Raw genomic sequence first — 14,359 nt, forward strand, 5'->3', positions numbered from 1 at the left:
AGGAAGGCCGGTCGAAACCGGCCTTCAGGATCTTTTAGATCGCTTTTGTCGCCTGTTCCAGCCAGATCCGCTCTTTCGCGCCCACAAGGGGGCCGATCTCGGCACGGACCCTCTCATGATACCGGTTCAACCAGTCGCGCTCGGCCACCGTCAGCAGAGCAGGCTCAATCAACCGAAGATCCATGGGCACAAGGGTGATCGTTTCGAAGCCGAGCATCGGGCGTTCCCCACCCGGCAAATCACGTGCAGGCGTGACGACTTCCAGGTTTTCGATCCGGATGCCGTATTCGCCCGCCGGATAGTAGCCTGGCTCATTCGACAGGATCATGCCCGGTTTCAGCGGCACCGTGCCGGTTTTGGCAATGCGTTGCGGTCCTTCGTGAACACTGAGGTAGGCACCGACGCCGTGTCCGGTGCCATGGTCGAAATCAAGACCGGCCTTCCACAGATCGATCCGGGCAAGCGTATCGAGCTGCGCACCCGTGGTGCCTTCCGGGAACTTTGCCGTCGAGATCGCAATATGTCCCTTCAGCACCAGCGTGTAGTGCTTCTTCATCTCCGTGCCGACCTCGCCGACCGCAAGTGTGCGGGTGATGTCGGTGGTACCGTCTTCGTACTGGGCACCCGAATCGATCAGGAACGGTTTGCCGACCGGGATCTTGAGATTGCTGGACCGGCTGACCCTGTAATGGCAAATCGCCCCGTTCGGGCCCGCACCGGAAATCGTATCGAAGGAAATATCCTTCAGAACGCCGGTTTCCTGGCGGAACTGTTCAAGCTTTTCCGCAGCGGCGATCTCATCGAGATCGCCCTTTGGGGCAACTTCGTCAAACCAGCACAGAAAATTGACGAAAGCAGCTGCATCGCGGACATGCGCGGTGCGCGCGCCTTTCAGTTCCGTCTCGTTCTTGATCGCCTTCGGCAGCAGGATCGGGTCTTGCGCTTCCAGCAAGGTTCCACCTGCGTTGGTAATGGCGTCGGCGATGCCGATCCCCGCCAGGCCCGGATCAATCATCACCCTGGCACCAGCCTTGCCGATACCCTCCAGCCCCGGCTTGAAATCAGCCGGTTCACTGAGGTCCGTCAGATCGGCGAGTGCATCGCGAACGGAATTGGACAACTTGCGGCCATCAATGAACAGGGACGGCTTGCCTTCTGCCGGAACCGTGGCGAAGGAGAGCGGCAACGGCGTATGGGTAACGTCAGACCCACGGATGTTGAACAGCCAGGCAATCGAATCGGGCTGCGTCAGCACGCAGGCATCCGCCTTCTTGTTTGCGAGGGCCGACTGGATTTCGGCAATCTTGTCCTTCGCACCGCGTCCGGCAAGCTCAACCGGATAGAGAAAAACCTGACCAAGCGGCGGCGCCGGACGGTCCTTCCAGACACTGTCAACCGGGTTGTCGTTCAGCTTGACCAAAGTGGCGCCGGCCGACGCACAAATCTCCTCGAGACGGCGAACCTCTCTCACCGTGTGCAGCATGGCATCGATGCCCAGCTTCTGCCCCTGCTGCAGTCGTTCGGCCAGCCAGTCGGTCACGGGCTCATTGACAAGATGGCGCGCCGGAAAGACCGCCATGTCGACCTGGTCACGCACCTGAATGGTGTACCGGCCGTCGACGAAAATCGCGGCTTCTTCCCCCAGAACCCCAGCCATGCCGGCAGATCCCGTAAAGCCTGTCAGCCACTGGAGGCGGCAATCATGCGGCGGAACATATTCGCCCTGATGCGCATCGGCACGCGGCACGAGAAAGCCGTCGAGACCACGGCGGGAGAGTTCGGCTCTGAGAAGCGCCGCATGCGGCGCACCACAGGAAGGATCACTGAGATCGTCAAAGGTCTGGAACATGGCCGCAAGATAATTTCGCGACCCCATCCGATCAAGCTGGATAATTATTCCGCTTGAATTGGTTCAGCAGCATAATCTTCCCCGCATTTCGCACCGCAGCAAAATCTTTCGCATATGCGAAGAGCGCAAGGCTGGCATGCGTTTCGAGGCCTACCTGAGGTCCCGGCAAAAGCGCATATAGAGGTCACACAAGAAAAAGACGTTCTCCCTAGGGAAGCTCTTAACCTTCAAATGGGATTGATCACGATGACCATGAAAACGACCACTTCGACCCGCGCCGGCGGCAGCTTCATGCGCCGCGCATTCGACCGCATGATTGAAGCCCGCTCCATCCAGGCACGCCGTTATGTCAACGGCTACCTGCTGTCACTGGACGACGCGACCCTGGCCTCCCACGGCTATGACCGCGCCCAGCTCGAGCGCGAAGGCACCTCTACCAGCGCGTTCTAAGGGGCTCAGGACGGTTTAAGTAAAGACCACTGTGCACAAGAAAAGACCCGCCGAAAATTTCGGCGGGTCTTTTTGTATCTGCAGTCAAAATTTTCCGGCACCTGAACAAAAGAAACGGCTCTCCCCTTCCCTCATCCTGCGGAGCTTGGCGCCGACAAGCGTCTTGCGGGCGAGGACATGGTCATTGCTGCTTCCTGGCAGATGGCGGTCGCAGTCAGGCCTGTTTACGTCCCCGCACAAGAGTAAGCGTCAACCAGCCGTCCTTTTCGCCGCGCCTGTCCAGAATGAACCCCTGACAGCCGTAGGCGAACAGGATCCGGGGGCCGTCTTCCACCCTGAGGCCGGACAGCACGAGGGTTGCGGTCGGCGTCATGCGTTCACCGATGGACTTCGCCATCTTCATCAGCGGCCGCGCCAGGATGTTGGCGATCACCAGATCGAACGGACCAAAGAGACGAAAGCGGCGGTCTTCAATTCCGTTGGCGGTAAAGCCACGAACAAGATGCCCCGCACCGTTGAGCCGGGCGTTTTCCAGCGCGGTTTTCGTCGCAACAGGGTCGATATCGGTTGCAAGAACCAACTGGCGGGATTGAAGCGCAGCGGCGATTGCCAGCACGCCTGTTCCCGTTCCAAGATCGAGAATGCTGTCATACGCGCGCATGGACAAAAGCCTGTCGATTTCCTCCAGGCACCCCGCGGTCGTGCCATGGTGACCGGTTCCGAAGGCAAGCGCTGCTTCGATCTCGATGCCGATGGCCCCACCTGGAACCTTGTCCCTATCGTGGCTGCCGTGAACAACGAAACGACCGGCCTTTACCGGCTTCAGCCCTTCAAGGCTCTTCTCGACCCAATTGATATCCGGCAGTTCTTCTGCTTCCAGCGGCGCGGCAAATGCATCGGCGCCGACACGGTCGCGCACCGTCGCAGCCGCCTCTTCCGGCTCCATGTCGAACAGAAGAATTTCAGCCGCCCACAGGCGTCCGTCCGGCGTTGCTTCGTAGATGGTCACCGGATTGCCGTCGTCCTCAAACGCCCGTTCAAGGATCTCGGAGATCCGCTTGGCTTCCAGTTCTTCAGCCGTGATCCGCACCCGGATGGTTTTCATCGCCGCTCGCGCCTGTGGTTATTGGGGTCAAGGCGTGCGGTATAGCGGGAAGCGGCCAGCGATGCCAGCTTGAAACGGTCCCGGGACTGGGCAAACCGGGTCTGTGCCCCATTTCATTGGGAAATGCGAGGAAACACCCATGACTTGCCCCCGTTCGCACCTAAACTGGCTGCAAGTGACCGGATGTCTGGTTGCTGCCCTTCTTTGCCTCCAGCTTCTCATCCTCCCCGCTTGGGCAACGTCCGAGCAGGATCAACTGTTTGAAGCCTTGAAGAACGCTCCGAATGAAGAGGCGGCCAGCAAGATCGAGGATAGCATCTGGCACACCTGGCTGGATGCCGCCCCCACGCCGGAGATCCGGCAGAAGGTGGACGAAGCCATGCGTAAACGAGGATCCTATGACTTTCAGGGTGCGAAGGATCTGCTCGACACGGTCGTGGAAGAAGCACCGGATTACTCGGAAGGCTGGAACCAGCGTGCCTTCATCCTCTTCCTGCAGGGTAATTACGAAGCCAGCCTCGAAGATATCGAACGCGCCCTTGCTCTGGAACCACGGCACTTTGGCGCCTTGTCCGGCAAGGCAATCATCTTCATGACGCTCGGCAGGGTGCAATTGGGCCAGGAAGTGCTGCGTGAGGCCGTCGGTATACATCCCTACCTGAAGGAGCGCGACATGCTGATCAAACCGCAAGGTGTCGATCTCTAGAACGGCCCCAGGCGCAAAGTGTCTCAGGCCTTGCGGCCAACCCAAGGATACATCAGGTGCGAGACCAAATTCCCGGTTCTATTGGAGCGTAGCCGTCAGAAGCAGTTCACCGGACTGGTTTTTGCAACCAGCCGGTCAGTGCCGTTCGACGAAACTGTCGATGACCTTCTTCACCCCTGCCTTTTCAAAGTCGATGGTCAGCTTGTTTCCCTCGATCGACTTGATGGCGCCATAGCCGAACTTGATGTGGAACACGCGCTCGCCCAGAGAGAATTGCGATGGCGTGTCACTGACGGATTTCGCCACCAGCTCTCCTTCGATGGTCAACGGCCCCTGACGCTTTTGCCGCGCGGACTGATACCCACGGCCACCGCCATCGGAAAATCCGCTGGAGGACTGCTTGGCACGCTGCGCACGTTGCCAGCCCGGCGTGGAGTAGCTGCCCTTGTCGAAGGGATCATGACTGTCGAACCGGGACGGTCCGTAACCGCCACCGCCATAGCCGCCATAGCTGGACGAAGCTTCGGCAATCTCGACATGGTCCGGCGGCAGTTCATCCAGAAACCGTGAGGGAACAGTGGACTGCCAGAGGCCGTGAATGCGCCGGTTGGACGCGAAATAGAGCTTTGCGCGTTTCTTCGCCCGGGTGATGCCGACATAGGCCAGCCGGCGCTCTTCCTCCAGACCGGCGCGACCGGATTCATCCAGCGCGCGCTGGTGGGGAAACAGCCCCTCTTCCCAGCCGGGCAGGAAAACCGTGTCGAATTCCAGCCCCTTGGCCGAGTGCAGCGTCATGATGGATACGGCGTCGGTCGCATCCGCGCTGTCCCGGTCCATGACGAGGGAAATGTGCTCCAGGAAACCGGCCATGGATTCAAATTCGTCCATCGACCGGATCAGTTCCTTCAGGTTGTCGAGCCGTCCGGGTGCTTCCGCCGACCGGTCCTGCCGCCACATCTCGGTGTAACCGCTCTCATCGAGGATGATTTCCGCCAGTTCGGTGTGTTTCATCTGGTCGAGCTGACGCCGCCAGCGCTCGAAGTTGTCGAGCACGGACTTCAGCGCGTTGCGTGGCTTTGGCTTCAGTTCCTCGGTATCGATAAGCTGGCTTGCCGCCTGCATCAGTGGAATACGCTCTGCCCGGGCAACGCCATGGACCAGTTTCAGCGTCGCATCGCCAAGACCGCGCTTCGGCGTGTTGACAATGCGCTCAAACGCCAGATCGTCCGCGGGCTGCGCGACACAGCGGAAATAGGCCATGGCATCGCGGATTTCCATGCGCTCATAAAAGCGCGGACCGCCGATGACCCTGTAATTAAGCCCCAGCGTGACAAACCGGTCTTCGAACTCGCGCATCTGGAAGGATGCCCGCACCAGAACCGCCATTTCATTGAGCGAATGACCTCGCGACTGGAGCGTCTCGATCTCGTCGCCAATGGTGCGCGCTTCTTCTTCGCTGTCCCAGACCGAGGCCACCGATACCAGGTCGTGGTCGGGTTCCTCGAAATCCGTGAACAGCGTCTTGCCGAGACGGCCTTCGTTGAAGGCAATCAGGTGGGATGCGGCAGCCAGGATATGGCTGGTTGAGCGGTAATTGCGCTCCAGGCGAATGACGACGGCGCCCTTGAAGTCATGTTCGAAGCGCAGGATGTTATCGACTTCCGCGCCGCGCCAGCCGTAGATCGACTGGTCATCATCACCGACACAGCAGACATTCGGGTTGCCCTGGGCCAGCAGCCGCAGCCACAGGTACTGCGCGATGTTGGTGTCCTGATATTCGTCCACCAGCATGTAGCGGAAGCGGCGCTGATATTCCTTGAGGACATCCGGCTGGGTCTTGAACAGCGTGATGACATGTAAAAGCAGGTCACCGAAATCGGCCGCGTTCAGGATCGACAGGCGCTCCTGATATTCCTCGTAGAGCTTTCGGCCCTTGCCGTTGGCAAACGCCCGCGCCTCGCCTTCCGGGATATCCTTTGGCCCAAGAGCCCGGTTTTTCCAACCATCCAGCATCCCGGCAAAGGCCTTGGCCGTCCAGCGCTTGTCGTCCAGCCCTTCGGCCTGGATGATCTGCTTGATAAGGCGGATCTGGTCGTCGGTATCGAGGATCGAGAAGGACGATTTCAAGCCGACAAGTTCGGCATGCTTGCGCAGGATCTTCACACAGATGGAGTGGAACGTGCCGAGCCACGCCATGCCTTCCACATTGCCGCCGACAAAACCGGCAATGCGTTCCTTCATCTCGCGCGATGCCTTGTTGGTGAACGTGACAGCCAGAATTTCGGACGGCCGCGCCAAGCCGGTTGCCAGAATATGGGCGATGCGTGTTGTCAGCACGCGGGTCTTGCCCGTACCGGCACCAGCCAGCACCAGAACCGGCCCTTCGGTCGTTTCCACCGCCAGCCGCTGCTCCGGGTTCAGCCCCGTCAGATAGTCCGGTGCCCGCCGTGCCGCCATCGCCCTGGCCGCGATCCCTCCTTGCGGCCGCACGGGAGCAGGCGCGGACTCCGCCCGCGTGCCGATAGGCTGGAATGGATCGTCAAAGGAATCGTCGTACCCGTCCGGGTCGGTCATGGTTTACTGGTCCGGTTTCAAGCGCTTGTTTTGAGAACAATATAGCAACATACCGGCGCTGGCGAGGCAGGAATGACCGATTTGGTGGGGACAAGAAGCGGGCTTTTCTTATTTGAACCGGCAACCGCGTGTGGCCGCTCCCTTTGACAAAGCCGCGACAGATTTCAGGAACACCAGAGGTTTGCGGTTCCGGCAAGCACAGGGGTTACTGGATCCCGGTCTTACCGCTGCGCGTCAAACCGGGATGACAAGAAGCAAAGCCATGCTCTGAAGCCTCTTCCTTGTCATCCCCGCGCAGGCGGGGATCCTGTAAACAAGGGAGCCTGTTGCTTGACCAAGCGGCGTGAGAACAAGCCATGCGCAGCAAACGATCGAACCAACGCAAAAGTGTCAAGCCAGTTTAGCAAACAGGTCGTCCCAGTTTGGGTTCCGTTCTTCGATCAAACGGATCTTCCAGGCACGATTCCAGCGTTTGAGCTGTTTTTCCCGCTTGATCGCCCACTCGATTTCCTCGTGGACTTCGTAATACACCAACCGATGCACGCCATATTTCGCGGTAAACTGGCTTCCGATGCTTTCACGGTGCTGCGAAACCCTGCCCAACAGATCATTCGTCACCCCGACATAGAGCGTGCCGCCCAGTCCGCTTGCAAGAATGTAGACATAGTATTGCTGATCAAGGTGCAACGTGGAGCCTTCGTTGAAATTCTTCCCGGATAAACGTTAGTCCTGCTGATATGACGCAGCCGATACCGGTTTCGGGAAACCCGGAGGTTTGTGATTCCTGCGAGCACAGGGGGTACTGGATCCCGGTCTTGCCGCTGCGCGTCAAACCGGGATGACAATGGATGGCGGGGTAATGTGAAATGAAAACAGAGCCCACCTCCCCATTTTGTCATCCCCGCGCAGGCGGGGATCCAGTAAACGCAGGCACCGGTGGAACAAAATGCCTCTGCCTCGGGCCTTTCGTCAAAAAAACCCGGATGACAAAACACGAAGGGAATACCCGCTCAGGCCCCCACCAGATCGAACCAGTCATCCTCGGAGATGACTTCGATCTCCAGTTCCTGCGCCTTTTTCAGCTTTGAACCAGCTCTAGGTCCGGCCACCACCAGGTCGGTCTTTTTCGACACGGAACCGGCTGTCTTGGCACCAAAGCGTTCGGCCATGGCCTTGGCTTCGTCGCGGGTCATACGTTCCAGCGAGCCGGTGAAAACCACTGTCTTGCCTGCGACCGGCGAGCCGGAGGCGTTGATCTTTTCAGCGTCCTTGGGTGACACCTCGACCAGAAGCGCATCGAGTTGGTCGAGATTGTGTTGCTCGGCAAAGAACTCCGCCAGCGCCTCGGCAACGATATGGCCGATGCCGTCGATGTCATTGAGCTCTGTCCAGGCTTCACCCGCCGTGTCATGCGCCCCCTTCATGGCTGCATAGAACGCCGCCCAAGAGCCATAGGCACGTGCCAGAAGCTTGGCGTTGCCCTCGCCCACGTGACGGATGCCAAGGGCGAAGATGAAACGATGAAGGTCAATCTCTCGCCGCGCGTTGATTGCCTCGAAAAGGTTCTTCGCCGAAACGGCACCCCAGCCTTCCCGGTTGCGCAACTTGGTGAGAGAGCGCTTGTCCCGCTCCTCCAGCGTGAAGATGTCCGCCGGTGCCATCACAAGGCCTTCCTTGTAGAAGGCGTCGACCTGCTTGTCGCCGAAGCCTTCGATGTCGAAGGCATTGCGCGAGACGAAATGCTTGAGCTTTTCCGTTGCCTGGGCCGGGCAAATCAGACCGCCGGTGCAGCGGCGCACCGCATCGCGGCGCCCGGTTTTTTCCTTTTCCTCGCGCACCGCGTGGCTACCGCAGGCGGGGCAGATCGTCGGAAACTCGAAGGCTTCCGCCCCATCGGGGCGTTTGTCCAGATCGATATCGACAATCTGCGGAATGACGTCGCCGGCACGCTGGATCTTCACCGTGTCACCGATGCGAAGATCCTTGCCGCCGCGGATCGACTCTCCGTCCTGGCCAATACCCTTGATATAGTCTTCGTTGTGGAGGGTCGCGTTTGAAACGACGACACCGCCCACCGTGATCGGCTCCAGCTTGGCAACCGGCGTCAGGGCACCTGTTCGGCCAACCTGGATCTCGATGTCGTTGAGGATGGTGTAGGCCTGTTCGGCCGGGAACTTGTGAGCGATCGCCCACCGGGGAGACCGCGAGACAAAGCCGAGGCGCTCCTGAAGGTCCAGCCGGTCGACCTTGTAGACCACACCATCGATATCATAATCGAGCTGGGCGCGGCTTTCCTCGATGCCGTGATAGACCCCGAGAAGCTCTTCCACGGTTTCGCAGCGTTTCATCAGCGGGTTGACCTGAAAGCCCCAGGCTTCCAGCTGCTTGACCATGCCGAACTGGGTGTCTTCCGGCAGCTCGCTCATCTCGCCCCAGGCATAAGCGAAGAACCGCAGTGGGCGGGAGGCCGTGATTTCGGATTTCAGCTGGCGCAACGAGCCCGCCGCCGCGTTGCGCGGGTTAGCGAAAACCTTGCCACCATTGGCTGCCATGCGCTCGTTCAGCGCCTGAAAATCCTTGTGCGCCATATAGACTTCGCCGCGCACTTCAACGACACCCGGCACCGTGCCGAACAGCTTCTCCGGAATATCCTTGATCGTCTTCGCGTTCTCGGTGACGTTTTCACCTGTGGTGCCGTCACCTCGCGTTGCGGCGTAAACCAGAGTGCCGTTTTCATACCGAAGAGACAGCGACAGACCGTCGATCTTCGGCTCCGCGGTAACCGCCAGAGCCCCCATCAACGGATCGAACTTCAGAAACCGGCGCACGCGGCCGACGAAGTCCCGGACGTCGTCATCGTTGAACGCATTGTCCAGCGACAGCATCGGCACCCGGTGAGTAATCTTGCCGAAACCGGACGCAGGGGCCGCCCCCACCTGCGCAGAGGGACCGTCTTCAAGAATGAGATTGGGAAACCGGGCCTCGATGGACGCGTTCCGCCGGCGCAGCGCGTCATAGTCCGCATCCGAGATCACCGGGGCATCTTCCTGGTGATAGCGGCGGTCGTGCTCGGCGATTTCCGCCGCCAGCCGTTTCAGCTCGACCTGTGCTTCCTCCTGCGTCAGGGCGTCGATGTCGGTTTGGGCGAAGGAAGTGTCAGTCATGATGTCTTCACGAAATGTGTCAGCGGGACAGGCCGAGTTGATGACCGGATTAAATCGGATACCGGAACCGAATGGCGGGCTCAAGCGTTGATAGCACATCGAACCGGCAAAACTCGATGCTGGTCAATGTTGGAATGAGGAGACACGAATGGCTTATCAGGACCGTGAAACGCATTATGTCGAGAAGACGAACGGCAACAGCGCTGGCTGGTTCATGGCCGGAGCGCTTGTCGTCGCGCTGATCGCAGGCGGCCTGCTCTATGCCAATGGCTTTTTCACGAACGACGAAGAGCTGAGCATCGAGCTGAATGTCCCCAATCTGGGAGAAGGTGAACTGAAGCTGCCTGACATGAAGGAAGCACCGCTCGTCAAGGAGCCGTAAGACCATTTCTCATTTGTAAACTGCACCACAGGGCGGGAGCTTCGGCTAACCCGCCCTTTTTTTGTCCACCGCGCCGGATCCTATTTCCTATTCCGCAGCCGTCAGCAGCCGGCGCGCCGCGGCGCGGGCTTCTTCCGTGATAACGCTGCCGGCAAGCATCCGGGCGATTTCCTCGCTGCGGTGGTCTTCATCAATACGCTGAACGCGTGTTGCCACCCGGTCCTTCTTGGTCGCTTCCTTGGCGATCAGGAAATGCCCTGCAGCGCGAGCTGCCACCTGCGGGGCGTGGGTAACCGTCAGAACCTGAACGCTGCCGGCAAGTCGTGCCAGACGCAGGCCGATGGCCTCGGCGACGGCACCGCCCACACCTGTGTCGATCTCGTCAAAAACCAGCGTCGGGGCCGAGCCCTTGTCGGCGAGAGACACCTTCAGTGCCAAGAGGAAACGGGAAAGCTCGCCACCGGACGCAACCTTCATCATCGGCCCCGGCTTCGTGCCTGGGTTCGTCTGGACATGGAACTCCAGCTGATCGATGCCCGAACGGCTGCGGCTTTCCGGATTGCTTTCAACTTCGACGATGAATTTTGCCCGCTCCAGCTTGAGGTCGGGCAACTCCATTTCAACAGCCTTTTCCAGTGCCTTGGCTGTCTTTCGTCGCTTGTCCGAGAGGCTGGCTGCCTTCTTGTCGTATTCGGCGCGGGCCTTTCCAGCAGCACTCACCAGCGCCGCCAACTTGTCTTCACCCGCATCGAGATCGGCCAGATCGCCGCTCATGCGGGAACACAGGGCGGACAGCTCGTCAACCGGCACCGAGAACTTGCGGGAGGCAGCACGAAGCGCAAACAACCGCTCTTCGACAGCTTCCAGTTCGCGTGGATCATATTCGGTCTCACGCAATGCGCTTTCCAGTCCGCCGCGGGTTTCTTCGAGAAGATCCATCGCCTCTGCAAGCGTGCGGACAGGCTGGCCGAGAAGATTCGGCACCTGGTCGGCCTTGCGTTCCAGACGTCGCAGCAAGCTGGCCAGTTCCGGGATTGGCGACGCAGTGCCGTTCAAGGTTTCAAAGGCTTCGTTCAGATCACCGGCAATCTTTTCGACCGCCATCATGTCCGTCCGCCGGGCCGCCAGGTGCTCCTCTTCGCCGGCTTCCGGCTTGAGGGCTGACAGTTCATCGACGGCAGCACGCAGGAAATCAGCCTCGTTGCGCGCGGCTTCTATACGTTTCTCGTGATCGGTCACTGCCTTGTCGGCAGCGCGATAGGTGGCAAAGGCCTGTGCCACGGCCTCGGCTTCGGCCGTCAGCCCTCCGAAAACATCAATGAGGGCCCGGTGGCTTTCCGGGTCAACCAGGGCACGGTCATCGTGCTGTCCGTGGATTTCCACCAGGAGCGCACCCGCCTGACGCAGCAGTCCTGCACTGACGGGTTGATCGTTGACGAAGGCCCGGGTGCGGCCGTCTGACGTCTGGATACGGCGCAGGATGATGTCGCCATCGTCATCGACATCGTTCTCGCGCAGGAACATGCGAACGGGATGATCCGCCGCCACATCAAAGACAGCCGTCACCTGTCCTTGCGCCTCGCCATGCCGCACGAGATCGGCATCACCACGCGCGCCGAGTGCCAGCGACAAGGAGTCGAGAAGGATGGATTTGCCCGCGCCGGTTTCGCCGGTGAGAACCGACATGCCGGCGGCAAATTCGAGGTCAAGACGGTCGATCAGAACGATGTCACGGATAGACAGCGCGACCAGCATGAAGGGATGCTCCTTAAAGTTCGGCCCACCATATAGGAGGACCGAAGCGTCTTGAAAGAGCCTGTTTGAGCCTTTTCAACCTCATTTGCGAGGCTGAGGCCATTTCGGGATTAAACCAGGCGTCAGATGCTCTTGAAGGCGCGGCTGATCCAGCTGCCGCTGTCTTCGGAAGGCTCGTACCCACCCTTGTTGAGCAGCGAATAGGCATCCTTGTACCACTGGCTGTCCGGGTAGTTGTGCCCGAGCACGGCTGCGGCCGTCTGCGCTTCGTTGACGACACCGAGTGCGTAGTAGGCTTCGGTCAGGCGGAACAGGGCTTCTTCCACGTGCCGCGTGGTCTGGTAATCGACGACAACTGTCTTGAAGCGGTTGATCCCCGCGATGTAGTTGCGCTTCTTCAGGTAGAAGCGACCGACCTGCATTTCCTTGCCGCCAAGCTGGTCATGCACGATGCGCAGCTTGCTTTCGGCATCCGGCACATATTCCGATTCCGGGAAGCGCTGGATCAGCTCGTTGAACGCACCGGCTGCCTTGCGGGTCACGGCCTGATCGCGGGTAATGTCCGGCATCTGGCGGAAATAGGCCTGACCGGCGAGATACAGCATGTAGGCTGAATCCTCGTCCCCCGGATAGAGCGTCACGAACCGCTTCGCCGCAGTTACGGTTTCCGTGTACTTGCCGCGCGAGTAGTTCAGGAACGCCAGGTTCACCAGCGACTTCTTGGAGTATTCAGAATAGGGATAGAGCTTGTCGAGCTCTTCGAATTTCTGGGTCGAATCGCGCAGTTTGCCTTGCGCGCGCAGGGACAGGCCTTCGTTGAACAGAACTTCCGGCGGCGTATCGTTGAGTGCCAACTCATCGAGATCGTCCTTGCCACCGCATGCGGCAAGCGCAAGCGGTACAGCCAGAACGGCCAATCTCAGGAAGGTTTTCATGTGTTTGGCTCTGTTCACTTCAGAACCAGTATCCATTCCGTTCACGCCTATACTCCCGGACCTTTCCGGCCCCTAAGGCCCATGTCATGCGGCCTTGCAAATTTATCGACAGGAGTGTTTAGCGGAAATCACCGGTCCCCGTCACGTCCTCATCGGCCATCTGACGGTTTTTTTGAGCAATTTTATGGCAACCGGTCCAAATAGGTTCCGAATTCCGCCGAAAAGAAAACGGCCGCTTCATCAAAGCGGCCGATCAAAATTATATCAGGAGACGTCAGGTCCGAAAGCAGCAGCGGCTGCGATACCGCCCTTGTCGACCTGGCCGACCTTGCGGAATGCAGGCGACTCGACGATTTCGAACGCGCTCGGATCTTCAAACAGCTTGACCAGGATCGCGTGGTTCATCTTGTGCCCGCCCTTGTAGGAGCGGTAGAGACCCAGGATCGGCAGACCGGCAAGAGCCAGGTCGCCAACCGCGTCGAGCGCCTTGTGACGTGCAAACTCGTCCGGCCAGCGGGTGCCTTCCGGATTGAGAACCTTGTCCTCGGCAATCGCCACGGAATTTTCCAGCGACGATCCCAGGGCAAAGCCCATCTTCCAAAGCTGCTCGACATCCTTCACGTAGCCGAAGGTGCGCGCACGGGAAAGCTCGTCACGGAACACGTCCGGGGTGATGTCGGAAGAGAACTGCTGGCGACCGATCAGCGGCGTGTCGAAGTCGATGGTGATATCGAACTTGGTGCCGTTGTAGGGGTGCAGCTCGCACCATGCCGTACCGTTGTCGACGCGAACGGTCTTCTTCACCTTCAGGTACCGGCGTCCCCGGTCCAGGCGTTTCAGGCCGATCTGCTCGATTGCTTCGACAAACGCAACGCTGCTGCCGTCCATGACCGGCATTTCCGGACCGTCGATTTCCACGATCAGGTTGTCGACACCCATGCCGAAAAGAGCTGCCATGAGATGTTCAACGGTCGCGACACCTTCACTGGAAGGATCGCCGAGAACGGTGCAAAGTGCTGTTGCGGATACCTTGTTCCAGAGTGCCGGAACTTCGGTGGAGTTTTCCTGGTCGGTGCGGGTGAACACAATCCCCACACCAGCTTCGGCCGGTACGAGAGTGATCGACGCGGGTTTGCCCGAATGAACGCCAATCCCGGTCAGGGTCACCTGATCGGCTAGCGTCGTCTGTCGGTCAACATATGCGGTCATAAAACCCTGCCCTTCCGGTTTGCGGCGGAAACAAGCCCTCTATTTGCCCTTAAAGGGTTACGGACTTTTAACGATCCCGCGTTGGCTGGGAACATAGTCCCGAACCCCAATTGGGCGAAATAAAGCTTTATTACGATTTGTAACGATTCACAGGCTTTCAAATCACTGAATTAAAACGCGAATTTGTTCCGTTACGGAAACAGCCCGGAGCGTGAACTCCGGGCTGTAAC

General features: G+C 59.3%; 11 protein-coding genes. 3 read left to right on the forward strand and 8 right to left on the reverse strand.

What is annotated here, in order from left to right; translation table 11 throughout:
* Positions 1–34 precede the first annotated feature (34 nt).
* On the reverse strand, positions 35–1,849 hold the full coding sequence (locus Q666_RS51430; RefSeq protein ID WP_031269127.1) for an aminopeptidase P family protein: 1,815 nt from the start codon (positions 1,847–1,849) through the stop codon (positions 35–37).
* Between the two features lie 246 nt (positions 1,850–2,095).
* Here Q666_RS51430 and Q666_RS51435 point away from each other — a divergent pair, with 246 nt between their 5' ends.
* Positions 2,096–2,299, forward strand: coding sequence for a hypothetical protein (locus Q666_RS51435; protein WP_051990144.1), 204 nt, complete (start codon positions 2,096–2,098; stop codon positions 2,297–2,299).
* A gap of 214 nt (positions 2,300–2,513) precedes the next feature.
* On the opposite strand, the gene Q666_RS51440 is transcribed toward Q666_RS51435, so the two are convergent.
* Positions 2,514–3,404 carry a 50S ribosomal protein L11 methyltransferase gene (locus tag Q666_RS51440; protein WP_023000508.1) on the reverse strand — a complete coding sequence of 297 codons (891 nt, stop codon included), beginning with the start codon at positions 3,402–3,404 and terminating at the stop codon, positions 2,514–2,516.
* Between the two features lie 139 nt (positions 3,405–3,543).
* On the opposite strand from Q666_RS51440, the gene Q666_RS51445 reads away from it, so the two are divergent.
* Positions 3,544–4,110 (forward strand): tetratricopeptide repeat protein, encoded by a 567-nt coding sequence (locus Q666_RS51445; protein WP_081713283.1) that lies wholly within the window; start codon positions 3,544–3,546, stop codon positions 4,108–4,110.
* 135 nt (positions 4,111–4,245) lie between these two features.
* Here Q666_RS51445 and Q666_RS51450 read toward each other — a convergent pair whose 3' ends face one another.
* From Q666_RS51450 to ligA, 3 genes are all read right to left on the reverse strand, one after another.
* A complete protein-coding gene (locus Q666_RS51450; RefSeq protein ID WP_023000506.1) occupies positions 4,246–6,684 on the reverse strand; it encodes a UvrD-helicase domain-containing protein in 2,439 nt (812 codons plus the stop codon).
* Between the two features lie 390 nt (positions 6,685–7,074).
* Positions 7,075–7,371, reverse strand: a complete 297-nt coding sequence (locus Q666_RS51455; RefSeq protein ID WP_023000505.1) for a GIY-YIG nuclease family protein — start codon at positions 7,369–7,371, stop codon at positions 7,075–7,077.
* A gap of 323 nt (positions 7,372–7,694) precedes the next feature.
* Positions 7,695–9,848 carry an NAD-dependent DNA ligase LigA gene (ligA, locus tag Q666_RS51460; RefSeq protein WP_023000504.1) on the reverse strand — a complete coding sequence of 718 codons (2,154 nt, stop codon included), beginning with the start codon at positions 9,846–9,848 and terminating at the stop codon, positions 7,695–7,697.
* Between the two features lie 148 nt (positions 9,849–9,996).
* Here ligA and Q666_RS51465 point away from each other — a divergent pair, with 148 nt between their 5' ends.
* A complete protein-coding gene (locus Q666_RS51465; RefSeq protein WP_023000503.1) occupies positions 9,997–10,230 on the forward strand; it encodes a hypothetical protein in 234 nt (77 codons plus the stop codon).
* An 87-nt stretch (positions 10,231–10,317) separates the two neighbouring features.
* Here Q666_RS51465 and recN read toward each other — a convergent pair whose 3' ends face one another.
* The 3 genes from recN to lpxC all read right to left on the reverse strand — a co-directional run bounded on the left by recN (position 10,318) and on the right by lpxC (position 14,129).
* The gene (recN, locus tag Q666_RS51470) at positions 10,318–11,985 is read right to left on the reverse strand and encodes a DNA repair protein RecN (RefSeq protein WP_023000502.1); all 1,668 of its coding nucleotides are present in this window, start codon (positions 11,983–11,985) and stop codon (positions 10,318–10,320) included.
* A 122-nt stretch (positions 11,986–12,107) separates the two neighbouring features.
* Entirely contained in the window at positions 12,108–12,956 is an 849-nt protein-coding gene (locus Q666_RS51475; RefSeq protein WP_051990129.1) for an outer membrane protein assembly factor BamD, read from the reverse strand.
* Between the two features lie 228 nt (positions 12,957–13,184).
* On the reverse strand, positions 13,185–14,129 hold the full coding sequence (gene lpxC / locus Q666_RS51480; RefSeq protein WP_023000500.1) for a UDP-3-O-acyl-N-acetylglucosamine deacetylase: 945 nt from the start codon (positions 14,127–14,129) through the stop codon (positions 13,185–13,187).
* Positions 14,130–14,359 lie beyond the last annotated feature (230 nt).

This window comes from Labrenzia sp. C1B70, assembly GCF_000475395.1.
Taxonomy (GTDB): Bacteria; Pseudomonadota; Alphaproteobacteria; order Rhizobiales; family Stappiaceae; genus Roseibium; species Roseibium algicola.